General features: G+C 68.1%; 8 protein-coding genes. 2 read left to right on the top strand and 6 right to left on the bottom strand.

Features of this window, described 5'->3' with window-relative positions; all coding sequences use genetic code 11:
• Positions 1-6: 6 nt before the first annotated feature.
• The 6 genes from J8I33_RS09435 to J8I33_RS09410 form a co-directional block, all read right to left on the bottom strand.
• On the bottom strand, positions 7-3,255 hold the full coding sequence (locus J8I33_RS09435) for an AMP-binding protein (protein WP_348636006.1): 3,249 nt from the start codon (positions 3,253-3,255) through the stop codon (positions 7-9).
• On the bottom strand, positions 3,252-4,235 hold the full coding sequence (locus J8I33_RS09430) for a nitroreductase family protein (RefSeq protein WP_209934927.1): 984 nt from the start codon (positions 4,233-4,235) through the stop codon (positions 3,252-3,254). Before J8I33_RS09430 ends, J8I33_RS09435 begins: the two co-directional genes overlap by 4 nt.
• Before the next feature lie 6 nt (positions 4,236-4,241).
• The gene (locus tag J8I33_RS09425) at positions 4,242-4,703 is read right to left on the bottom strand and encodes an antibiotic biosynthesis monooxygenase family protein (RefSeq protein WP_209934919.1); all 462 of its coding nucleotides are present in this window, start codon (positions 4,701-4,703) and stop codon (positions 4,242-4,244) included.
• A gap of 58 nt (positions 4,704-4,761) precedes the next feature.
• Entirely contained in the window at positions 4,762-6,216 is a 1,455-nt protein-coding gene (locus J8I33_RS09420) for a serine hydrolase (protein ID WP_348636005.1), read from the bottom strand.
• Between the two features lie 92 nt (positions 6,217-6,308).
• Positions 6,309-6,914: a c-type cytochrome gene (locus J8I33_RS09415; RefSeq protein WP_209934910.1), complete on the bottom strand. Its 606-nt coding sequence runs from the start codon at positions 6,912-6,914 to the stop codon at positions 6,309-6,311.
• Position 6,915: 1 nt separating this feature from the next.
• Positions 6,916-17,985, bottom strand: coding sequence for a non-ribosomal peptide synthetase/type I polyketide synthase (locus J8I33_RS09410; RefSeq protein WP_209934903.1), 11,070 nt, complete (start codon positions 17,983-17,985; stop codon positions 6,916-6,918).
• A gap of 322 nt (positions 17,986-18,307) precedes the next feature.
• Here J8I33_RS09410 and J8I33_RS09405 point away from each other — a divergent pair, with 322 nt between their 5' ends.
• Positions 18,308-18,682, top strand: coding sequence for a VOC family protein (locus J8I33_RS09405; protein WP_209934896.1), 375 nt, complete (start codon positions 18,308-18,310; stop codon positions 18,680-18,682).
• Positions 18,683-18,765: 83 nt separating this feature from the next.
• A complete protein-coding gene (locus J8I33_RS09400; RefSeq protein WP_348636004.1) occupies positions 18,766-25,392 on the top strand; it encodes a MupA/Atu3671 family FMN-dependent luciferase-like monooxygenase in 6,627 nt (2,208 codons plus the stop codon).
• Positions 25,393-25,394 lie beyond the last annotated feature (2 nt).

The following is a 25,394-nucleotide window of genomic DNA, read 5'->3' as shown; positions in this document are numbered from 1 at the left end:
TAATGATCAATCCGGTTGACGCCGCGCGACGCGCGCGCGCCTCGCTTGCCACCGGGACGGCGCACGCGCGCGCAACGCCGGCGCGCCGCGCGCACCCGACGCGAGCCACTGCGCGAGCCGCCTGGCCGTCGGAAACGCATACAGGTCGGCCAATTCGAAGCCCGTCGCGAAGCGCGGCGCGAGTCGCGAATGCAAGTTCGCCAGTACGATCGACGTCGCGCCCAGATCGTGGAAATTCGCGTCGGCCGCCACCACCGGCAGGCCGAGATCCTCTTCGAGCGCAAGCAGGATCTCGGCGCACAACGCGGCCTCGTCGGCCGGCGGTTCGGCATCGCGCGAGGCGCGCGCCAGCTCTGCCGTCATCGCGTCGAGATCCGCCTTGCCGTTGCGCGTGAGCGCGAACGCCGAGCGATGGACGAAACGCACCGGCAGCACGTATCGCGGCAATACCCGGCGCGCCATCTCGGCGAGCCGTTCGGCCGGCATTGGCAGACCGTCCGACGTCGTATACAGGGCGCAGACGCCCTGATCCGGCAGATGCACGCAGCCCGCTTGCGCGATCCCGTCGCACCCCGACAGCGCGTTCGACAGCGCATCGAGTTCGATTCGATAGCCGTTGACCTTGACTTGCCGATCCGCGCGGCCGACGAACACCAGCCCGTCGACACGCGAATATCGCACCCGGTCGCCCGTGCGATACATGCGCTCACCGGGTTGCCACGGATCGGGTATGAACGCGGCGGCCGTCAACGCGGGCGCGCCGAGATAGCGCGTCAGTTGCGGCCCGCCAAGATAAAGCTCGCCGGTCCGATGCTCGGGTACCCACTGCAGGCGCGCGTCGAGCACGTAGGCGCGCATGCCCGCGAGCGGGTAGCCGATCCGCGCGTCTTGTCCGCTTGCGCCCAGCCGGGTGCAAGCGGCCCACACCGTGGCCTCCGTCGGACCGTAGAAGGTCCACGTGTCGATGCCGAGCGCGGCGAGCCGGGTCGCGAGCGCCGCGTCGACGGCGGCCCCGCCGACGCAGATCCCCCTCAAGGTCCGCGCGCCGTGCCGCGTCAGCAGCGGCAGCAGCAGCCGACAGGCGGCCGGCGTGAGCCCCGCGTGCGTGATGCCATCGCGCACGAGTGCGTCGTGGAACGCGTCGGGCAATGCGGCCTCCCGCTCGCCGAGCACGGTCAACGCTCGCCCGTGGACGAGCGGCCCCCACAACTCCCACATCGAAAAATCAAAGCTCGGATGGTGGACGAGGGTCCAGCGCGCGTCGGCAACGTCGAACATGAAGCGGCTCGCCGCCAGCAGGTGCTGCAAGCTCCGTCGCGCGACCACGACGCCCTTGGGCACGCCCGACGAACCCGACGTGTAGATGACGTAGGCCGTGTCGAGCGGATCAGGCGTCGGCAAGGCGTCGTGAGTGACCCGCGACGCAACTTCCCGCCACCGCGCAAAGGTCAAGACCGGCACCGGCATCGACGCGGCCAGCTCGGCATGGGCGGCCGAAGCTACGACGCAGATCAGACCGCCGTCCTGGCAGGCACGAGCGAGCCAGGCGACCGGCTGATCGGGATGCAGGGGGACGACGGCGATGCCGGCCCTGAACGCGGCGATCAAGGCCAGCGCGGCATCGACGCCACGCTCCATCAGGAGGCCGACGGGGCCGCTCGTCGGCGCGAGCTGCCCGAGCGCGACGGCCATTCGATGCGTGACGGACAGCAGTTCGTCATACGACAGGGCCTGCGCCGCATTCCGCAATGCGATCGCATCCGGCGTTCGCAGCGCGTTCGATCGCAACGCTGCCTCGATGAAGTCCGCGGGCGGCTCCGGCGCCACGGGCGCCGGCCAATGCCAGTCGGGCGGGCGCACGAACGCAAGCGCGCCGAACGGCACCGTCGGCGCGCCAGTCAGCATGATCGCGAAGCGCGGCAGGTCGGCGAGGCACTGTTCGACGAAATGCCGCGGCACGGTATCGGGATCATGCTTCAGGCCACACGTCCACCCGTCATCCCGCGCATATACCGTCAACGCGAGCGCGTAAGGCGTGCCGCGCTGCTCCACATGCTGGATGTGGAGCCACGCGTCGGCGTCGCTCTCAGGCATCGCATCCCAAACGAGGGCGACCTGCGTAAGCGCGGTCATGCCCGGCCGCATCTCGCGCACGCCCGCGCGTTCGCATAGGGTCGCGAACGGAAACGGCGCGAGGCGCAACCCGCTTCGCAACGTCTCCCGATTGCGCAGCAGGAGGTCTGCGAAGGTGTCGGCCGCGGCGATGCGTTGGCGGACCGGCAGCACGTTCGCAAAATAGCCGATCGTCCGGCCGAAGGCCCGGGGGCGGCCATGCAACGGCGTCGCCACGCTGACGTCGGCCGTGGCGCAATGCACGTGCAGCAGCAGCTGAAACACCGACAGCATCGCCACGTACGGCGTCACGCCGTGCGCGCGCGCGCAGCCCAGCAAGGCGTCGCGCATCTGGGCGGACAGCCGAAAGCGATGCTCGCGCTCCACGCGCGCGCCCGGCTGCGCAACGGGCGTCCCGTCGAAGCACAGCGGCTCCGGGGGCGGATCCAGACGGGCCAAGTACGACGCGGCACGCGCGAGGGCGTCCTCGGTCCCGAGCCAGCCTCGCTCCCATGCCGCGAGATGCCGGAAATTCGCGTCGGCGCGAAACGCGCACGGCGGCCGCGACGGCTCGGCCGTCTCCTCCGCGTAGAGCGCATCCAGCTCCCGCAAAATCAGCGGAAACGACAGGAAATCCACCACTATGTGATGCGCGGTGAACACGAGCAGCCCGACCGTCTCGCCCTCCCGGGCGTCGCTCGACGCTCCCGTGCGCAGCCCGTCCGCGCTCAGGCCATCCGCCGCGGCGCGGGACGCGAGGACCGCCACGCAACGAAACAGCGAAGTGTCGTCGATTTCGTGCGCACGCGCGAAGCGCGCGTCAACGAAGGCTGCAAGACACGCGCCGGACCAGTCCCTCGCCTCCACGAGCGGCAACAGCTCGCCGTCGTCGCTCCGCTCGACGGCGAGCGGATACGCCGCAAGTCCGCTCGCCCCGTCGCTGATCCGGCATCGCAGGATCTCGTGCCGCTCGATCAGGCGCCGGTATGCGCGCCGCAGCGGCTCGATGGACGGTGCCGTCCGCATGCGCGCGATGCCCAGCATTCCGTAGGTCGATGCGTCCGGGAACATGCGCTGATAGCGCCAGAGCGATTGCTGATTGACGGAAAGCGCGTAGCCCGCCGACGCTTGCTCGCGGCTCACGGCGCCCCGCCTCCGAGCAGCGAGTGCAGGCACTCCTGGTCCGCGTCGAGTTCGAACCAGCCGCGCACCGGCTCGAAATCGAAATCGCCGATCGCGCACAATCCCAGGTCGTAGGACGGCGCGCGCATGCGCAGCAACTGAGCCATCGCGCCGGCTTCGAGCAGACAGTAGTCGCGCGCGCGCGCCCCATACAGTGGCTCGATCGCAGTGGGGCGCGACACCAGGTGAATCGAAAATGCCGCCCCTCGATGGATGGCCGCGTTGTGCAGCGGGTCGTACAGCGCCGCGTCGATCACGAGATCCGGCGCGAGCAGCCACAGCTCCGCGCGTGCGGGGTGAAAGTAGTACAAGCCGCATGCCAGGCCGGCGACCGCGCCCGCCCTCGCATACAGATACGTCTGCACCGGATATCGCGCGCCGGCGGACGCGTAGCCGGCCCGGGCTTGCCGTTGCCGCAACACGCTCAACAGTCGCGCCACACGGTCCAGCTCCACCTGCGTCTCGCGAAACGCGCGGACGCTGCCGACGGACAGTTCGTCCGGCATGCCAGCCATCAGGCGCACGACCGGCCATCCTTCGTCGTCCCGGATCGCGCCGATGGCCTGCGCTGGCGCGACGCGACGCGTGTCCGTGCCGTCCGCGCCGGGCAGTTCGTCATGCGCGCGAAGCGCGCCGGCATCGGCAACGGAGCCCGCCCGCGCCGTCTCGACGCACGCCGCCAACATCGCGACGGACGGCGTGAAGCTCAGGTTCTCGAAGCCGATGCGCACACCGCTGTCGTCCTCGATGCGATTGATGATGCGCACCAGTTCCATCGAGTTGGCGCCGAGGCCGATGATATTCGCGTCGGGGGCCGGCACGGCGACGCCCAACACCGATTCGACGATGTGCCGAATCTGCTCGATGGTCGGCGATGCGCCGCCGAAACGGTCATCGGCTTGCTCGAAGGCTGCCCCGGGCAGCTTGCTCGACGATTCCATGGTCCGTCAGTTCGACGCGCCGGCCGCTGGGGTCACACCGGCCTCGCTGTGGTGAACGGGCACCGCATACAACTCGTAGATCGGCCGCCGCGTATACATGTCGCCGTCGCCGCCATAGCTGGCTTTCGCGCCGACCGGATGTTCGCCGCTCGCCACCTTCGCGAAGAACGCCTCGTAGGAGGCGCGGTCGCGCCATACCGTGAAGTGCTTGAAGGGGGCCGAATTGTCGCCGGAGACCGGGGCCAGGAGATAGGATTCGAGCAGGCCGTCCGCGTGCAGGCGCGCGCCGGCGTATTGCTTCTCGTATTGCGCCTCGAAGGCCGCGCGCTTGCCCGGCGTCACGTAAATGCTCGCGATCGAGGCGACGGGCCCTTGCGCCGCGGCCGCGCCCTTCGCGGCTTGCGCCCAGGCCGGCCCGCAAACAAGCGCGGCCAGCAACAGGACGACCTTGCTGACGTGTGTCTTCATGTTTTCCCTCATGACGTGTCGGGGTGTGATCGAATGCGATGGCTGGCGTCGTGCCGGATCAGTCCAGGCGCGGCACGATGTCTTCCAATAGCTTGCGGGCGATCCAGTTGCCGTCCGCCGAGGTCGCGCCGAGCCTCACCACGACCAGGTCCTGGTCCGGCACGACGACGACGAATTGCCCCTGAAAGCCGCCCAGGTAAAACGTGTTGCGCGGTATGTTTGCGCCAAGCGAATTGAGCCAGAAGCCGGAGCCCGTCTCGGTGCCGATCGGCATGCCCCGCGCGAGCGTCGGGCGCAGGCTTTCCTTGAGCCAGTTTGCCGGCAGGATGCCGTCGGCACGCGTGCCGTCGCGATATTGGTCGAGCAGAAACTGGCCGAGCCGGCCCCAGTCCCGGGCGCTCGCGAGCATGAACGACGACAGCATGTAGTCGCCGTCCGGCGCGGCTTCCAGGATCGCGCTCGTCATGCCGAGCGGGCCGAAAAGCGCGCGGTACGGATAGGCGAGCGGCGCTTCGTGGTGTTCGCGCAAGGTGTCCGAGATCGCCGCCGACAGGATTTCGTACGAGCCGCCCGAGTAGCGCCACGCCTCGCCAGGCGTGATGCTCCGGGGTTCGCTGCGGGACGGCGCCATCCGCGCCGCGCCGAGCACCGCTTCGAAACGCGCCGCGTCCGGCAGCGGCTTCGGCGCGTCGGCGGATTCCGCACGCGCCGCCAGCGGCTTGGCCGCCGCGTAGGCGGCGGGATCGTGCGCCGAGGTCAGCATCACCATCAGATCCGACGACGTGCCGAGATAGTTCTCGCTCCAGGCCAGCCCCGACGTCATGCGCAGCAGCTGATCGACGGAAATGTTCTTGCGCACGTCGTCGGGAGCGACGCGCCACTCCGGCCGAAGATCCTTTCGCTCGAGCGACAGCCAGCCGCGCCGCACGAGCGTGCCCGTCAACAGGTTGGCGACGCCCTTCACCATCGAATAGCCCGGCAGCGGCGTATCCATCGCGACGCCCTCCGCATAGCGTTCCGCCACGATCTTGCCGTGGCGGAGGATCAGGACGGCGCGCGTATTCTTCAGCAGCGCGGAATCGCTTTCCTCGAACGCGCGGTCCAGCACGAGCGTCAGCGCCGGACTCGGGGCGACCGTCAACGGCGCGGGATGTTGCGCGCTCGCCTCGCTCGTTTGCGGATAAGGCTTCGGCGACGCAGCGCGCGCGAGGTCCGGCGACGGGGCGTTGTCGAGCGTGCAGCCCAGCCCGTCGCGGTAACGCGCCGTACGCTTCACCGGCCCCATGGTCGCCGTGACAGTGCGCTGGTCACGATCGATCGCCACCGGGATCGGCGGCAGATCGGCCAGATCCTGTCCGCTGATCTGCGGCTCAGCCAGCCCCGAGACGAATACGCCCGAGCACATGATCTTCGCATAGGTGGACGCGCCGATGAATGCTGGACCCGGCCCGCGCTGACCACCTTCCGCGGCCAGCGCGGCGCTCGGCGCGCCGAGCAGCGCGGCGATCAGCACGACGAACTTCGGGCACGACGGGGCGCGCATGCCCGACCGGCGATGCCGTCGCCGCGCTGCGTGCGACAACGGAGAAGCGAGAAACGAACGTTTCACTTTTCTTTCCTGTTTGAAGAAGAAGCCAGAAAGCCGATCACCGCGTTCAGGTCGTCGGCCGACAGCGCGCTCAGGCTCTCGCGCATGCCTTGCGGCATGCCGCGGCGGCCATAAACGAAGTCGCGCAGTGCGTCGACGAGATAGGCCCGTCCCTGTCCTAGCAGCAATGGGCTGTCAGGTGCTTGCTCGTGGCAGACGGCGCAATGCTGCTGGTAGCGCGCAAAGCCGGCGGCGGACGCAACCGCGCGCGCGTCGGCCGATCGGGCCAGACCCGACGGCTGCGATGACAGGTAGACCGCAAGCCGCTCGATCTCCTGCGGCGTAAAGGCGGACATCAGGCGCGGCATGAGATTGCCGTCGGCGTCCGGATGGCGGAATGCCTCGAGCCGGCTCGCCAGATAGCGCGGCTTCTGTCCGAGAATGACGGGTATCGCCCAATCGCGTCCCTGGGCGGCATCGTGACAGGACATGCAGTCCTTCACGAGATGATCGCCGTCGCCCGCGGCGGCGGCCTGCGCGACGCAGGCCAGCAAGCCCGCGCACAGCGCCCGCCGCCACGCGCCGCCTGTCGGGCGGTTCGTCCCACGCGCCAATCGCACCATTTCAACCGGTCTCCTTGAGTACAGCCTCGATGCGCGTGCGCAACGCGCGACGATCGATCTTGCCGTTGTCGTTCAGGGGTATGTCCATGTCGCGGTGCCAATGCCGCGGCACCATGCATTCCGGCAAGCGTTCGCTGCAATGCTGCTTGAGGGTCTCGGCCGGCAGATCGTTCGCCGCATGCAGGACGGCGTGCAGCTCGACGGCCCCGGTGCGCCCCGTGATAGGCACCACGACCGCGCGGGACACGCCGGCGCACGCGCCGACGATATGCTCGACCTCCGCGCATTCGACCCGATGGCCCGCGATCTTGACTTGCGAATCCAGGCGCCCGAGCAGCTCGATCACACCGTCCGAGCGGTAGCGCGCGAGGTCGCCGGTCCGATAGCGGCGCTCCCCCGTGCTCGCGTCGACCACGAATGCGCGTGCGCTCAGATCGGGACGCTGCCAGTACCCGTCGCCCAGGCTCGCGCCCGCGATTGTCAATTCGCCCGCGACCCAGTCGGGACAGGACGCGCCAGCGGCATCGACCACGTCGCAGCGTTGCCCGCGCAACGGCAATCCGTACGGGATACGGACCCAGTCCGCGCGCACTGTGGTCACGGGAAAGGAAACCGACCAGATGCCCGCCTCGGTCGCACCGCCGAGCGACAGGAGCCGCGCGCCCGGCGCAAGCTCGCGCAGCACGCCGGGCAGATGCAGGGCAATCCAGTCGCCGCTCAGCAGCACCCAGCGCAACGGCAAGGTTCCGATCCGCGCGGTCTTCCCTTTCCCGTAATCGGCAAGCAGCTCGAACAGCGCGGGCGCGGTGTTCCAGATCGTGACGCGGTGCGTACGGCAGAGCGTCCACCACGCTGCCGGATCCATGCGCTCGGACGCATCCGGTATCACGAGCGCCGCGCCGGACAGCAGCGTGCCGAACATGTCGAACACGGACAGATCGAATCCGGGATCGGACAATCCGAGCACGCGGTCGCTCTCGCCGAGTCGCAGGCGTGCCCGGATGTCGCGCAAGGTGTTCGCGACGGCGCGACGGCGCATCATGACGCCCTTCGGCTCGCCGCTGCTGCCGGACGTGAACATCACGTACGCGAGCGCCTCGGGATCGAAGACGGGCCGGAAGTCCGGCGCGTCGGGCTCGTGGTCGTGCCCGGTCACGGCGAATATCCGCACCGTCGACGCGTCCGTCTGCCAGGGCGGGTCCGTCATGTCCGAGAACACATGCCGTATGCCGTATTTTTCGATCACTTCGTCCACGCGGGCACGCGGCCAGCGCGTCGACAGCGGCACATAAGGCAGGCCCGCCAGCTGAATGGCGAGCGCCGCGACCACGTAGCGCCAGCCGGGCGCCATATGCACCGCCACGCAGGCCGCGTTCGGAGCCTCGCGCTTCAAGCGCGCGGCAAGCCGCCACGCGCGCGTCCATAGCTCGCCATACGACAAGGCTCTTTCCGAGGCGATGACGGCGACCACCTCGGGCATGTCGCGACAGCGGGACGCGATCGCGGCCAGATAGTCTTCATGGGGCGCCTCTTCGCGATCGATCGCGCACCGGCGCGCGAGCTGGGAGGCGGGCAGTCGTACCGCCGGCGCGCGGGCCTCGTCGATACCGGCATCGTTCGCGCACGCGATCAGCGCGGTCACGAGATCGCTGTAAGCCGCGAACATGTCGTCGACGACCCCCGGCGCGAATCGGTCGTCGACGGCGTCCCAGTGCAATCGGACCAAGCCGGCTTCGCCGACCACCTGGTTGTCGATCCACACGCCCGCTGTGCGCGTGACCCGATAGCGTTCCGTGCCCATCGACGCGAATGGCGCCACCCCGCCGTCGAGTTCCGGAATATGCGTGAACACGTAGCGCATCGTGTCCGCTGCGATCGACGCACGCCGGGCTTCCCGGGCCAGCTCGACGCCGCTGTATTCGCGATAGTCCAGATCCGTGAGCAGGCGCGCATGAACCGCGCGGGCAAACGCGAAGAACGACGCGACGGGCGCACCATCGATTTCGAGCCAGGAAACCGACGTGAAATCGCCGACCACCCGATTGACGTGAGGGTGGACGGGCGGCCGGTCGAACACGGTCAGCGTGATGGAGAACGCCTTGCTTTCCGACCAGCGCTGCAAGACCGCAGCATAGGCCGCCAGAAACAGGCTGCTCGCCGGCACGCCGATACGGGCGGCAAGCGTCGTGAGCGCGCGCTGCGCATCGGCATCGAGCGTTACCGCGCGCCGCCGGACCTCCGTCGCCTGTGCGCCGAAGTCGCTGCGGACGGGCAATGCCGGCATCTCGGGAAAGGACGCCAGCCGGTCGGTCCAGTAGCGCCGCGCCGCGTCTCGCGTGGCCGGATTGCCGTGTCGGCGCCGGTGCTCGAGCACGTCGCGAAAGGAAATGTCGAGCGGCGGCAACGCCGCGTCCGGATCCCGATAGAGGGTCCATAGCTCGCGCGCGAGGATGCTCATGCTCCACGCGTCGGCAATTAGGAAGTCGACCTTGACGACCAGGATGTGAATGTCGTCCGGAAGCCGGAACGCCTGCAGCGCGAACAACTCGCCGCCGTCGGCGGCAAACGCGGTGAAGGCTTGCCGGTCACGCCAATCCGACAATACCGCCTCGCGCTGCGCCGTCTCGAGGCCGCGCAAGTCCCGGCAGTCGATGTCGTGCGACCGTACGGGTTGCACCGACAGCAGGCCATCGCTGCCAAAGCGGGCGCGAAGCATGCCGTGGCGGGCGATCAGTCGATTCCATGCGCGCGTCAAGCGGCCGAGGTCGAGATCCGGGAGTGTCCATTCCTGATAGAGGTGGCTGCCGCCCCCCTCCGGTCCCGACTGATGGCGTGCGATCCAATACGCCTGCTGCAACGGCGTGGGCGCAAACGAAACGAACTCGGCGGCCGGGTCGCCGATGAGAGGCACCGCGGCGCGCGACGAAATGCGCCGCTCACGCACGAGCCGCGCCTCGTCGCGCAAGGTCGGCGCGGCAAGCAGTTCCGTAACGCTCAATCGGCAGCCAAAGGTCCGTTCGATCAGTCCGCCCAGCTGCAGCATCAACAGCGAATGGCCCCCCACCTCGTCGAAGCGGCTGTCGGCGAAGACCTCCGCGCCGGGCAACAGTTCACGCCACAAGCCGGCCAGCGTCGTCGCCACATCGTCCAGCGGCATGACGGCGTCGCGTTCGATGCGGCGCGCCGCCGCGCTCGACAGCGTCGCGCGATCGATCTTGCCGGACGGCGTCAGCGGCATATGTTCCAGCCACCAGAACTGCGTGGGGCGCTCCTCCGGTCTCAGTTGCTCGCGCAACGCCAGCCGCCACGCGTCGGGATCGGGATCGGGATCGGGATCGGACCAGCATTGCAGATACGCCGCCAGCCCGCCGTCACGCTCGATCACGGCGGCGCGCCGCACCCGCAGCAAGCGTTCGAGACACGCCTCGACCCCGTCGAGGTCGACGCGCACCCCACGCACCTTGATCTGCCGGTCGCGCCGACCGAAGATTTCCAAGCCGTCCGGACCCAGTCTCGCCCGGTCTCCCGTACGGAACAGGCGGGTGTCATACGGCCCGCGCGCCCGCGGATTCGGCACGAAGCGCGCCGCGGTCAGCGCGGGCCGCCCGAGGTAGCCGTGCGCGAGCGCCAAGCCGCTCACATACAGCTCGCCCTCGCATCTCGGCCGCGCCGGTTCGAGGTCCGCATCGAGCACGTGAAGACACACGTTGTCGAGTGGCCCGCCAACCGGAACGCTCGGCCCGCCGTCATCACGGTCGGCATACTGGTCCAGATCGAGGGCGCTGACGTCCGCCGCCGCTTCGGACATGCCGTACAGGTTCAAAAATTGGGCGGCGGGCAGCAGCGCACGGGCGCGCCGCGCCAACCCGCGCGTCAACGGCTCCCCGCTCACGGATACCTGGCGCAACGCCAGCTCGCGCTGCGGCGCATGCGCCTCAATTTGCGTCAACAACGATTCGAGCAGCGTCGGCACCACCACGAGGTGCGTGACACGCTGCCGCTGCAACAGGCCGACGATACGCGCGGCATCGCGGCATTCGGCGTCGTCGGGCAAAACGAGCGTTGCGCCGGCGCACAAAGGACCGAGCACTTCCCAGAACACGTCGACGAAGCTCGACGCCGTCTTCGACAGGAACACGGCGCTGGACTCGATCGGATATCGCTTCAGCTGCCACGCGATGCGATTGCTCAAGCCGACCCGCGTGCCGACGACGCCCTTCGGCTCTCCCGTGCTGCCCGAGGTGAAGATCAGATAGGCCGGCACTTCGTCCACCCGCGGCCATCGCTCGATCACGACATCATCCGGGTCCGTGATCACGTCGACCGGCTCGATCGACACGACGCCATGGCCAGGCCGGCAGTCGTCGCACGTTGCCCATTCATCGGCGATGACGAGCGCCGCCTGGCTCAAACGCAGCATCGCGTCGACGCGCGCGGCCGGAAGATGCGGATCGATCAACACGACCGTCGCCTCCGCCTTCATCGCGCCGAGCATCGCCACGGCCCAGCGAAACGAGCGCGGCAGCATGATCGCGACGGTTGCGCCGCGCGCGCGGCCCGTCTCGCGAAGACGCCGGGCCATGATCTGCACCGACACCGCAAGCATTCGATAGGAGAACTCGCCGTTGCCGTCACGTATTGCGACACGCGTGGCATGGGTTTCCCAGGCTCGCTCGAACAGGTCACCGAGCGCCGGCACGGCGGGCGACGCGCCGGCCATCCACGCTTGCGCGCGGTCCGTCGTCGCGCTCCGCGCAACGCCGATCGCCGTCACGTCCGCGTCGGGGGTCCGCGCGAACGCGCTCAACACCGCATCGAACAGCGCGGCGATCGCCTCGGCGTGCTCCGGCTCGACCCGCACGCGATCAAAAGCCACATAAAGGCGGTATGCACCCGTGGTGGCGTCCCGGTCGACCCACAGCTTCAACGGGTAGTGCGTCTTCTCTTCGCCAAAGCAGCCGCGCAGCTGTAATGCATGGCCGCTCGCGCGGCCGTCCGCGACCGCCTCGAGCTGGCGAAAGTGCGTGTAGTTGAAGCAATTGTCGAACAGCGGAACGGACCAGTGCCGCTGCATCTCGCTCAAGGGCAGGTGTCGGTGCACGATCGCCTGCGCCTCGGCCTCCGCGACCGCGGCGAGATAGCGGCTGACGGACATGGACGTAAAGACGTGACGCAATGGCAGCGTATTCAGATGCAGACCCAACACGTCGGCGCCGCCGTCGGCCTCGAGGCGCGTGTGCGTCTCCAGGCCGGCCGTCACTTCGAACGTCCCGCACCAAAGCGACAATGCCCTCAGATACGCGGCGAGCAGCACGACCTTCGGCGTCACGTGATGCAGGCGGGCAACGGCATCGACGCAGCCGGCCGCGTCGAAGCGCATCTCGCGAATCGCGATGTCGGGCGACGGATCGCCCGCGGGCGGGACGCTGCGCGTCACGCGGCTCGGTACGCAGTCGCCCAGATGTTCGCGCCAGAATGCGCGCGCCTCGTCGCCGCTCGCGACGACTTCGCGCTCGTGGCGAACATAGTCGTGAAAGGAGAGCGCCGGCGGCGTCCGCTGCTCGGGCGCATGGCCGGCGACCAAGCGGCCGTACTGCGTCAGCAGCTCCGCCATCAGCGACGTCGCGCTCCAGCCGTCAAGCAGCGCGTCGTCGAGCAGCATCAGAACGTGCAACGTGCGGCCCGCCGTCAGCGCGAACAAACGGACAGCCTGCCCCGCCGGATAGCACGCGCTCGGATTGCGCTCGGCCAACCAGTCGCCCACCGTCCTTCCGGACAGCGCCTCGACGATCACGGGTGCGGCGCCCGTCGGATCGACGATTTGCAACGGCTCGCTATATCGCGAAATGTCAATGCGGGTACGCAGCACCGGATGCCGCGCCACGCAGCTCGACCAGGCCTGCTCGAAATGCGCGCGCTCGAATGCCACGGCGGCCTCGACGTCGACCCAAAGCACGTCGCGATAGAGGTGCGTGTCGCCGTAGCGGGACCGGTAGTACACGACGCCCGTCTGCAACGCCGACAGCGGAAATGCGTCGACGGCGCCGACGGGCACGCGGCGGCGATCATCGTCGCGCAGCAGCGTGAACGGTTCGGCGCGACGCACCGTGCGGACAGGGCGCGCCGAACCGTTCAGCGTGGCTAGCTCGCCGATCGTGCGCGCGCGATAGAGGTCCGCGAGCGACACCGTGAGTCCGGCCTTTTGTGCGCTTTCAATCACGAGCAAGCCGCTGAGCGAATCGCCGCCGAGCGAAAAGAAGTTGGCGTCCGCGGACACCGACTCGAAGCCGAGGTGGCGCGCGACGATATCGCATAGCGTTGCCTCGGGCAACGCCGCGCGTTCGCCAGCGGCCTGCGCGTCGCAGGCCGGCAGGCCCGCGAATCTCGCACGATACCGCCGTGCGCGCTGCTCGATCCGGCTCGCGAGCACGGCGATGGGAGATGCGGCGACCATCCACGTTTCGATCGCGCTGCGTTCGACGATGCGTTCGAGCCAGCCGAGCGCTGTCGATGCCGGCAACCCGTGGGAAAAGGCATCGCCCGCGATCGCCAGCGCAGGCAGCACACGCTCGTCGAGCGGCGCGAAACGCACGCCGGACATCGCTAACAGCAGGCCATTGCGCGCGTCGGTCACGCACACGTCGGCGACTACGCCCGACGGTGTCGCTTCGCGAATCTCGACATAGCCGTAACGCGCGGCGGCGAGCGACGCAAACGCCCGCACTCGCTGGAATGCGACCGGCACGGAGAAGGACGGCGCGCATAACTGGATCGGCGCCATGGCGGCATCCATCACCGCAGGATGCCACGGCCATTCGCCAAAATCGGGGGCGAGCGCGTCTCCCCGCAGTTCCACGCGATAGGCATCGCCGTACCGGCTGACTTCTCCCAGGCAACTCCAGCGCGTGCCGAGCTTGAGCCGAGCCGGGCGCGGGACCGCGCACGGCACCGCCCGCCCGTCCGAGAAGGCCGCGCTCCGTTCGGGCGCGATGACGGCCTGAAGGCGCGGCGGCTGCACTGCCGCGACAGCCGTGCAGAACACCGTGCCGCTCGCATCGCGGACATCGAGCACCTCGTGAGCGCCCAGCCGCGACACCGACAGCGCGACATCGGCCCCGTCCGGCACCAGCGTGGGCGCCAGCAATGCGACGTCGCTCAGATCAGCATCGCGCCCCCCTTGCTCCGCCGCGCGCAACAACAGCGCGAGGTGGGTGGTTCCGGGCAGCAGCGCAACACCGTCGACCCGGTGTTCGTGCAACAGCCACGACCCGCTTGACAACGTCACGGTCTGCCGCGTGCCGTCGGCGCCGCTGAGCGGGCCGTCCGTGGCACGTCGCGCGCCTCGCCCCCCGGGGAAGCGCCGCGCCATTCCGGTATCCAGCCACGTGTCCCAGGCGAGCGACAGCATGCGCCACGGCGCCGCGCCGCTTCGCGCGAACGCGTCGAGATACGCGTTCGCCGAGCAATATTCGGCTTGCCCGACGCCGCCCAGCCAACCGTTGACCGAGCTGAACAGCACCATGAAATCGAGCGGAACGCGCGCGAAGACGCGGCATAGCGCCTGCACGCCCCGCACTTTGGCGGCGCAGCGCTGCCGCGCCTGGGCGACGTCCTTCGCCAGGAGAACGCCTTCGCCGATGGCCCCCGCGCAATGAAAGACGCCGTGGACGGCATTCAAGCCGCCGTCGATCCGCTCGCCCAGCCGCGCAAGCTGCGCGTCGCTTTCGACGTCGGCCTGGACATACGTGACGGACGGATACGCGTCGCAAAAGGCGGCCCATTCGTCGAGCATGGCCGGCGCGGTTCGCCCGCAGACGAGCACGCGTGCGCGATACGCGCTCGCAAGCCACGCCGCCAGCGATCGCCCGACGCCGCCCGCGCCGCCCGTCACCACATAGGTGCCGCCGGTGCGCAGTGTGGGCGCCGCCGCATCGTCGCCGACCAGTTCCACCTCGGCATCGACGCGCGGCGTGAACACCCGTCCGCCGCGCACGGCGAATGCCGTGAATTCGCCCTCGCCGTCCTGCTCCTTCGGCGCGCCAGCCGCGATCAGCGCGGCGACGGTCCGCCAGGACGCATCCTGCTCGACGCGCTCGGCAGCGTCGACGATGTCGTACACCCGGCACGCGACGCCCGGCGTCTCCTGGGGCAGCACGCGCGCAGGCCCCCACAGCCCGGCCCGGTCGGCCACGGGTGAAGCACCATCGGCACCGGACAGGCCTGACGAGATCCAATGGACATGGAACGTTCCCCCTCCGTCGGCCACCCTCGCCGCGATCGCGCTGGCGAACGCAAGCGCGCATGCCAGCGATTCATCGAATGGAAGCGCGGCATCGCCCGCTCCGTCGAAATAGACGAGGGTCGTGGATGCGTGGGGGTGCGCTGCCCACGCGCGTCGCCAGTCCGCAACGGACGCGAAGTCAAAGCGCCGCGACGCCGCCACCGGGGCGCCGAAACCGGCATCGATGCGAGCATCTGTCCATACCTCGAGCGGGCCCAGCGCCGCGAGACTGCCGAGCAGGCCCTCAGGCGGAGGCGCCGTGGCGACGAGCAGTATCGGACCGAGCGCGCCGGCCGCGGGCACGCGGCGCGCATCGCGCAGCCAATGCAGATGCCCGAGATGCACGCCCGGCCCCGCCTGCGATCGCCGCGCGTCGAGCTTGGGCCGATAGGCCAGCGCGATTCGCTGGAATGGATAGCCGGGGACCGACGTCTTGCTCGGACGATGCGGATGGAGGCGTTCCCAATCGATGCTGACGCCGCGAACCCATAGCTCGGCAAAAGGACGCACGCACGCAGCGGCGTCGAATGCATCCGACATGACCGCATGCTTGAACAGCGCATTTACTTGGCCAGCGAAGCCCGCGTCCGGCCCAGCCCCGCCCCCCATATGTTGACAGATCGTCGCCGCGCCGGACAACGCGATCCGAACGGGCTCGGAAAACCCCGCCGGTTCACGCGACTGGGTCGTCCAGTGGGACGGCCGGCGCGCGTCGTCCTGCGTCAGCCAGTCGCCCGTGATGCACGACGCGATCGGAATCACCGGACAACGCGGCTCGACGTTCGCCAGAAACGCGGCGACCGAAGCGACCTCGAGTGCCGAGGTAGTGCGCCGCCGCGCCAATTCAAGCGCCTCCTCGGGCAAAAACACGCCGGCCACGGCCGCGGCGACCAGTTCGCCACAGCCGTGGCCCATCAACGCGCGGGGCGTCACGCCGCACGCCCGGTAATGCTGCGCAAGCGCATACCCGTATACGAATGCCGCCAAATACTCGATGCACCCGCCGTCAGTGCGCGGGGATGGGTCGCTCCCGCCGAGCAACCATCGGCGAACGTGGGTCGCCGTGTCGGCGTCGAGCCGGGTGAGCAGCCGGTCGACCTGCGCCGCGAACGCGGGTGCGTTGCGATAGGACGTCGCGCCTGCCCCGCCGAACGGAATGGGCTCGCCGGAGAACACCCATACGACGTCGGGAGCGACGTCGAGCACTGGACCCGCCGCCTCGACCGAGCAATGGGAGACGTCGCCGTCGGCACCGTCGTGGCGCACCAGCAATGCGCGACGATATCGTCCCCGGCCTGGCCGGCCTTGCATGGAATGGGCGATTTCAGGCAGCGCGGCGGCCGGCTCGGCGCGCACCGCCGCCAGCACCACGTTCGCGTAGCGCTGGAGCGAATCGGCGTCCGGCGCGACGACCGGAATCACCTGCATGGCGACGTCCCGGCCGCTGCCTCGCGCGGCGATACCGGTGTCCGGCGCCTCCTCCAGCACGACGTGTGCGTTCGTTCCACCGATGCCGAACGAGCTGACCCCCGCCAGCCGTGGACGCGTCGCCCGCGGCCACGGCGCGAGGCGGTCGCAAAGCTCGAATCGCCCGTCGAGCGGAAGCGCGGCCGTTTCGCCGGAGACATTCAGCGTCGGCGGCAAGACGCCGTGATGCAGGCTCAGCGCGACCTTGATGAGCCCCGCGACACCGGCCGCGTTGTCCGTATGTCCGAGGTTGCTTTTAACCGCGCCGAGGAGGCAGCGTCGCTCGGGCGATCCGGCCGCGCCAAACGCCTGCTCGAGCGCGCGCAATTCGATGCGGTCGCCGACCGCAGTGCCGGTGCCATGCGCCTCGACGTAATCGATATCGTCGCCCGTCACGCCGGCCACCGCGTGCGCCATGCGGATCACCTCGGTCTGGCCGCGCACGCTCGGCGCGGCGAAGCCCGCCTTGTCGGACGCGTCGTTGTTGATGGCCGAACCGCGAATCACGGCGTAGACGCGGTCTCCAGCCGCTCGCGCATCCACGTATCGCCGCAGCACGATCACGCCCGCGCCGTCGCTAAAAACCGTCCCCCCGGAATCGCGCGAAAAAGGCCGGCAAACGCCGTCCTTCGCCTCGATGCCATCGGGAAAGTACTGGTAACCCCGCCCCAACGGGAAATGGACACTTGCGCCGCCCGCCAATGCGACGTCGCAGTCACCGTCCAGGATCGCCTGACAGGCCAAATGCACGGCGACGAGCGAGGTCGAGCAAGCACTCTGCACCGTGACGGCGGGACCATTCAAGCCGAGCTTGTAGGCCACTCGCGATGTGGCCGTGTCCTTGTCGTTGGCAATGCCGGCGCGCCAGCGGTCGAGTCCGTCCCATCCGGGCGCGTCGCTCGCCAGATGCGTGAGAACATAGGTATTGAAGCCGACACCGCCATATACGCCAATGCGCGGGTCCTGCTCGCGCGCAAGCGCCGCGTCCTCGAGCGCGTGCCAGCATGTCTCGAGAAAGATTCGCTGCTGCGGATCCAGCAACGCCGCTTCTTCGGGCGCATACCCGAAAAACGCGGCATCGAAATCAAGCGCATCGTCAAGGCTGCCATTGGCGCGGACATACGCGGCATCGGCGAGGGTTTCCGGCGTCACGCCGGCAACGCGCAACGCCTCGTCCGACACCATGCGAATGCTGGTGCGGCCCTCCAGCAAGAAACGCCAGAACGCCAGAACATCGCTGACGCCCGGAAAACGGCATGCCAAGCCGACGACGGCGATCAACCCGTGTTCGTCAAGTGACGCTTGGCCCTGATTGTCTTGCATGCCGATTCAACCTTGCTTTCGAAGTTGTGCACGTCAACGCGTACGGCTTTAGGCTTTAGGCGTTATTGCAATGGACATATTGCTCGCGGCGCCCCACCAGCCGCAAACCCCGCAAAACAACGCGCCTTTTTCTCCGGGCCGCCGCATGTGCTTAAACGGCCCGCTTCGGTTCATGACACTTACAAGCCTGTCAGTGTATTACATATCAAATTGGAGATGCAAATCATTCTCATTGCTATTGCCAATCACAAATTGATCGGCTACTCTACCGCGTGACTGAAATACGGTCACCCACCATTTATCCGACGTGACAGGAGGCCCAATGACACTTGCCATAACGCGGGTGATTCTTTACGTTCACGACGTTGCGCTGCTTAAATCGTTCTATCAGCGATATTTCAATCTGCCGGTCATCGAGGAAATAGACGGCGAATGGGTGGTGTTCAAGGCAGGAGCGGTCGAACTGGCGCTGCATCTCGCCGGAGAGGCGTACCAGAAACGTGCAACGCCCAATCGCCGCGGCACCAATGCAAAGTTCGTTTTCTCGATTGCGGCGGGAATCGCCGAGCATCGCGAACAACTCGCGGGCGACGGCGTCGCAGTACAAGAGATGAAGCGCTATGAGGGCTTTGCATATCAGATGTATGACGGCCTCGATCCCGAAGGCAATGTATTTCAAGTCATGCAACTGGACTGAAGTCAGCCATTCCGTTTGTTCAACTGGCGCCATTGCGTCTCTGACTTCGGTCGCCTTCCATTTCGCGAACCCGAGCCCCATTCATGATCGCGCCTCACCCAATGGCGGACGCGCCAGGTCCAACTTGCGCCAGAACGCTTCCCCTGACTTTAGGGCAGCGGCGTCTTTGGGCGCTTGAGCGGCGCACTCCCGGGGATTCCGCCTACCATCACCTCAGCGCGCTTCGGCTATCGGGTCCGCTGGACGAAAACGCGCTTCGCGTCTGCCTGCAGCACGCCGTCGATTCTCACGACAGCCTGCGCATGCGTTTTCCGAGCGTAAATGGCGCGCCCGTTTGCACAATCGACGCGCGACGCGCGATGCCGTTGCGGCGCTACGACCTGACCGCGCTTGACGAGGCCGCGCGCGAAGACGCGCTCGATCGGCTGGCTCGCGAAGAGGCCCGGCGCGCCTTCAATCTGGAAACGGGTCCGCTGTTGCGCGCCAGCCTGCTCGCGCTGGCGCCCGGACAATTCATCCTCCTGCTCTGCTTCCACCACATGGTGATGGATGGGTGGTCGCTGGGCATCCTGCTCGATGACATCGCGGCGAACTACCGTGCCTGTACCTCGAGCGGAGTCGAATCTCGACATGCTGGAGCGTCCCATGCCCGCTACCGGATAGACGACTACGTGGCGCACGCGCTTGGCGCGACCGAAACACCGGCCTATCTCGCATCGCTCGACTATTGGAAACGCCGGTTGGCCGAGGTGAGCTGGACACAGCTGCCGTACGACGCGCCTGCGCCAGCGCCGCGCCGCGGCTCCCGCCGGGGCCGCACGCTGCGCCGTCGTTTCGACGGCGTGCCGGCAGCGCTGCATGCGTCGGCCGGCAAACTGTGCGTCACGCGCTACCAACTCGTCTTGACGGGGTTCCTGCTGTATCTGTCGCAGCGCTGCGCAAGCCCCGACGTCGCGATCGCGACGCTCATCGCCAATCGCAACGAGTCCGCGCGGCAGCAGGTCGTCGGCTACCTCGCCAACACGGTGGTGGTCCGGCATCGCTTCGAAGCGGGCCGGCCAACCGCCCAGTACGTCGCCGAGGTGGCGGCGACCGTCCGGGAACTGCTGCGTCATGGTGCGGTTTCGCTCTACAGCATCGCGCAACACGTTCCGCACGTGGTATCGCGCGAACCGTCCATTCTTTTCGCCTTCCAGAACAACCCGTTGCCGCCCATGCGGCTCGGCGACGTGGCGCTGAAGCCGCTCGATGTCGAAACCGGCAACGCAAAGTTCGATCTCAGCGTCTACGTGGCCGAAAGCGAAGGCTGTCTCGACCTATGGGTCGAATACGATACGATGCTTTATCGCGAGGCGAGCATCGAGCAGTTCGTCGCGGGCTTTCGCATGGCGATCGATGCGCTGTGCGAGGACATCGCCCATCCCGAAGCCTCCGTCGAGCAACGGCTCGCCGACGCCCTGCCACTGTCCACGCTCGTCGGACCAGACCGGGCCGCTCGCTCGGACGCATCGTTGATGCGCGCGCTGTTGGACCGCGCGGCACGCCGGCCGGATGCGATAGCGCTCGAAGCGCAGGGAACGGCGCTGACGTTCGCCCAGATGTGCGATGGCATCGCGTCGGTCGTCGCCGCGCTCGACCGGCTTGGCGCCATGTCGGGCGAGCGCGTCGCGATTCTCGGCGAGCGGAATCAAGCGACCCTGAGCGCGATTTGGGCTTGTCTCGCGCTCGGCTTGACCTACGTGCCGCTGGCGCGGGATCTGCCGAACGCCAAGCTGCGCCTCATCCTCGACGACGCCGCACCCGACTGGTTGCTTGCGGACGCCCCCGTGCGGGATCTGCCGGGAAACTGGCACGTCATCTCACCATGGCTCGCCGAGCCGCCCATGGACGCCGCGCTCGCGCATTCGACGCCGCCCGCCTTGCTGCCGGCCTATCTGCTCTATACGTCGGGATCGACGGGGCGCCCGAAGGGCGTGCTCGTCTCGCACGCCAACCTGAATGCATTCTGCGCGGCGATGGACGAGGCCGTGCCCCGCACCCAGGCTGACGTCTGGCTTGCCGTATCGAACCTGTCGTTCGACATTTCGGCCCTCGAGCTGCTGTGGGCCATGAGTCGGGGCTTCCGGGTCAGGGTGGACACGCTGGCTTCGTTGTGCGCGTCGCGCGCGCCGCGCACGCGCGAGGACGCCGGTCCGCTCCCGGCGCTGGGCGTCTTCTACTTCGGCTCGGCCGACCTCTACGAACCGGACGATCATCTTCAGTTGCTCGAGCGCACCGCCCAATGGGCTGATCGACACGGCTTCCACGCGCTGTGGACGCCGGAGCGCCACTTTTCGTCGTTCGGCGGCTTTTTCTCCAATCCAGCCTTGACTTGCGCGCACCTTGCCGCACTCACGCAACGCATCGCGATTCGCGCCGGCAGCGCGATCGGGCCGCTGCACCACACCGTCCGACTGGCGGAGGATTGGGCCACCATCGCACGCCTGTCGCGCGGACGCGCCGGTATCTCGATTGCGTCTGGATGGAATCCGGCCGATTTCATGCTCGCCGCACGCCCAAACGCGGAGCGCGCCGACACCGTGGCTCAGCAGCTGCGCGACCTGAAAATGTTGTGGCGCGGCGAGCCGGTCCCGTTTTGCGATGCCGACGGACGCTATTTCGAGGCACGCATGCCGCTCGCGCCACACGTCGACATCCCGCTCGCGATGACGGTATCGAATCGTCCTGAGCAATTCGAATTCGCGGCCCAACAGGGGCTCGACGTGCTCACCCACCTGCTCGAACAGGACGTGGCGCAGTTGTCGCGCAATATCGAGCGATACCGCCAAACCTGGCAAGCATGCCAAGGCGACACCGGCCGGCCCGGCCGCGTCGTGCTGTTGCTTCACACCTACGTCGGCGCCGACGACGAAACGTCGGCCGCCCTCGCCCGTCCGTTTCTCGCGCGCTACTTGGCCAGCGCGCGCAACGCGCTGCGCAGCCTCGCGCCCGAGCATGAAACTCATGCGGCGCAAACGGAAAGCGAGCTGTTCGACAGCGCCGCCCGGCGGCTCATCGCCGAGCGCGGCCTGATTGGCGGAACCCGGACGGCCATCAGCAGGCTGCGGCAACTCGCACGGATCGGCGTGGATGAAGTCGCCTGCCTGATCGATTTCGGTCCGGATACCGAAGCCATTCTCGCAAGCCTCGAGCGGCTCGCGACGGCCCGCGCCGCTGCCGGCCGCCCCGCCCCCGGGAACGCTTTGAGGCCGCCGGCCACGCACCTGCAATGCACGCCGTCGGCGGCGCGGCTGCTTCTCGGCCGGCCCGACGGCCTGCCCGCGGAACTGGAAACGCTCGCGTGCTGGGCGCTCGGCGGAGAAGCCCTCGAGGACGACCTGGCAAGGCAAGCGCGAACGGCGACGGACGCGACACTGCTGAATCTATACGGCCCGACCGAAGCGACGATCTGGGCGACGCGCGCCGTGATTCTCGCGCGGCGCGCCGGGCCGCCCGGCATCGGCCTCCCGCTCGCGGGCGTGCGAGTCCATCTGCTCGACGACATGCTCAACCTCGTGCCACACGGCGTCGAAGGGCAGATCCACATCGGCGGCGCGGGTGTCTCGCAAGGATACTGGCGCCAGCCGGCGCTCACCGCGCAGGCCTTTATCCCCGACCCGTTCGGACCGCCGGGCGCGCGGCTGTATGCAACGGGCGACTACGCCCGCCTCACGGCTGCCGGCACACTGGCGTTTCTCGGTCGACGCGACAGCCAGGTGAAGATCCAGGGGCACCGCGTCGAATTGATGGGGCTGCGTGACACGCTGTTGCGGCATGCCGCCGTAGCGGACGCGTACGTGCATCGCTACGCAGGGGCAACGGCGGATGCGGAGTCTGTTGTCGTCGCGTTCGTCGTGCCGCGCCAGCAGGCGAGCGACGAACTGGTCGCCGACTTGCGCGACCATCTTGCCGACTATTGGGAAACCGGCAGCCAGCCGCGCGACATTGTCCTCGTGCCGTCGATTCCCCTCACCACAAGCCAAAAAACCGATACGCGACGCCTCGAAGCCCTTCATCGCGACAGTCTCGCCAACGCGCCGTCGGCTACGCCGGCGCACGACGATGCCCCGCACTCGCGCGCCGTGTTCGCCGAGTTACTCGATATCTGGCGCACGGCGCTGCCCGGATTCGACGCCATTCAGGACTTTCATCGCGCGGGCGGCAATTCGTTGATCGCGCTGCAGGTTCTCGCACAAGCCAACGCCCGCTTCGGCGTCGAGGTGACGCTGAGGGACTTCTACCGTTCGCCGACACCCGCGGGCCATCTTCGCTCGATCCTCGCCCACGGCGCTCGCGCGTTCGAATGCACGTTGACGCGCGTCCCACGCCAACGTGAATACGCGACGTCCTTCGCGCAGCGTGCGATGCTCATTCTGGACGCGATGGAGGATGCCGCTCACGGCGCGTATCACGATCACGTCGTGCTCGACCTCGAAGGTCCGCTCTCGACCGACAGTCTGCGGCGCGCGTTTGCCGCGCTGCTGCAACGTCACCGAGTCTTCACGACCGCCTACCGGTTCGAAGCCGGAGACTACCTGCAGGTATGGCGCGACGTCGTACCGCCCGACTTTCGCATCGTCGAGGCGGAAGCGGCGCAACACGAGCGCATCCTGCGCGCGTTCGTCGACGAGCCGTTCGACCTGGCCGGCGGCCGAGTCATTCGTGCGCTCCTGCTGCCTGCCGGGGCGAACGACCATCGCTTCTGCATCGCCATCCATCATGTCGTGAGCGACGGCGTGACATTGCGGCTCGTGCTAGACGAGCTGCTGCGGCACTACCAACGCGCCGCGGGCGGCCACTGCGTGGACGCGGCCGAAGCCCATTGGCAATATATCGATTTCGCAGACTGGCAACGCCGCCGCGTCGACACCCGCCGCGAGGCGCTGGAAGCCTTCTGGAGCGACCGGCTCGCCAGTGGCCGTGCCGCGCCGCCCACCGGCGCGGCGGGCGCGTCGCCGCGCCCCGGCCCGCCCCCGGCCGGTCACTTGCGCATCGAAATCGGTGCCGTCGCCACGCGGATCGTCGGCGAACTAGTCGCCGACCACCACGTCGGCGAGCTGGCCGTGCTGATCGCACCGCTCTGCCTCGTGCTGAAGCAAAACAATCCCGACGGACCCGTCACGATCGCGACCGACGCGCGCAACCGGCAGCGTCCGGAATTCGAGCACATTCCGGGCATGATGGTGAACCAGCTGCTGCTCTCGATACGCGTGCCGGACGCGGGCGGCCTCGACGACGTTCTGCAAGCCTGCCAAGCACACCTCTCCGGGGCGTTCAGCCATCAAGAGTATCCTTACGAGCGGCTCGTCGCGTTGTCGCGCACATTGACGAAACGGGCCGGCACAGCGCTGTTCGACGTCAAGTTCGTCCTCAATGAGGCGCGCGAACCCGCCACCGTACCGGGTTTTCACATCGTCGAGCGGTCCCTGCCGCCACGCGTCGCAAAGTTTGGCATTCTCATCAATATCGCGCGCGACGCGGACCGGTTCTCGGGAAGCATCGTATTCGACAGTGTCCGATATTCGGCCGAGGCGATCCGCACGCTGTGGGAAACCTACCTGGGCGTGCTCGAGCGGCTACCCGCCATGGTCGACGTGCGCGAGGAACGGCACACGCTGTCCACGCAACGCATCCGTGGCGACGCGCCGCCTTCAAGCGCGCCCGCCTTGCTCGCACACCTACGCAACGCGCACCGCCAGCCGTTGGCGACGACGCGCGTCGCATTGCGTGTCGTCGCGCAAGCGCCGGACTGCCCGGTGCCGAGAATCGAACCGAATCATCCCGGCGTGTCGCTTGCGACCGTCATCGAGAACCAGCAACGCACGCTCGTCGAGCTTGTTCGGCGCCACGGCGCCGTACTGCTCAGGGGGTTCTCCGACGTCACCGCCGCCGGACTCGCGCGCGTCGCGACCGACTTGTGCGGGGAGCTCGTTCAATACACCGAACGGTCTACACCGCGCACCCGGTTGAGCGACACGTTGTATACGGCGACGGAATACCCGTCTCACCAGCGCATCGATCTGCACAATGAAAACGCTTATGCGCATCGCTGGCCGGGAACGCTGTTCTTCTGGTGCGCGCGCCCCGCGCCGTCGGGGGGCGAAACGCTGCTGGCCGATTCCCGCCGCGTGCTCGCCCGGCTTCCGCCCGCGCTGCGCGATACGTTCCTGCGCAAGGGGGTGCTGTACCGGCGCGAACTCGGCCCGCCGCTCGGCATGGCGTGGCAGTACGTGTTTCAGTGCGACCGGCGCGAGGAAGTCGACGCCCTCTGCCGCGCCGCCGGTTACAAGGTCGTCTGGCGCTCGGACGAGCGCGTCAGCCTGTCCCGCGTCGCGCAAGCCGTCGCGACGCATCCCGTCACGGGCGACGCGTGCTGGTTCAATCATGCTTTGTTCTTCCACGAGAGCAGCCTGCCCAGCGGCATTCGCGACGGCCTGCGCACGCTATACGGAGACAGTTACCTTCCTCACGCGTCGTTTTACGGAGACGGCTCGCCGATCGACCCGCAAGCGCTGGCCGACCTGCGCGCGGCCCATCGGCACTGCGAACGCAAGCTGCCCCTACAGAAAGACGATGTGCTGATCATCGACAACCTCTTGATGGCGCACGGCCGATGCGCGTATGAGGGTCCACGCGACATCCGGCTGACAATGGGAAAAACAATCGAATAACA

Source organism: Burkholderia sp. AcTa6-5, from assembly GCF_017815075.1.
In the GTDB taxonomy this organism is placed as follows: Bacteria; Pseudomonadota; Gammaproteobacteria; order Burkholderiales; family Burkholderiaceae; genus Burkholderia; species Burkholderia sola.
This window is presented reverse-complemented; position numbering and strand designations above follow the sequence as displayed.

Excerpts from the sequence above, each read along its gene's own strand:
- J8I33_RS09430 (WP_209934927.1), bottom strand. The coding sequence starts at position 4,235 with ATGGAATCGTCGAGCAAGCTGCCCGGGGCAGCCTTCGAGCAAGCCGAT.
- J8I33_RS09425 (WP_209934919.1), bottom strand. The coding sequence starts at position 4,703 with ATGAAGACACACGTCAGCAAGGTCGTCCTGTTGCTGGCCGCGCTTGTT.
- J8I33_RS09415 (WP_209934910.1), bottom strand. The coding sequence starts at position 6,914 with ATGGTGCGATTGGCGCGTGGGACGAACCGCCCGACAGGCGGCGCGTGG.
- J8I33_RS09410 (WP_209934903.1), bottom strand. The coding sequence starts at position 17,985 with ATGCAAGACAATCAGGGCCAAGCGTCACTTGACGAACACGGGTTGATC.
- J8I33_RS09405 (WP_209934896.1), top strand. The coding sequence starts at position 18,308 with ATGACACTTGCCATAACGCGGGTGATTCTTTACGTTCACGACGTTGCG.
- J8I33_RS09400 (WP_348636004.1), top strand. The coding sequence starts at position 18,766 with ATGATCGCGCCTCACCCAATGGCGGACGCGCCAGGTCCAACTTGCGCC.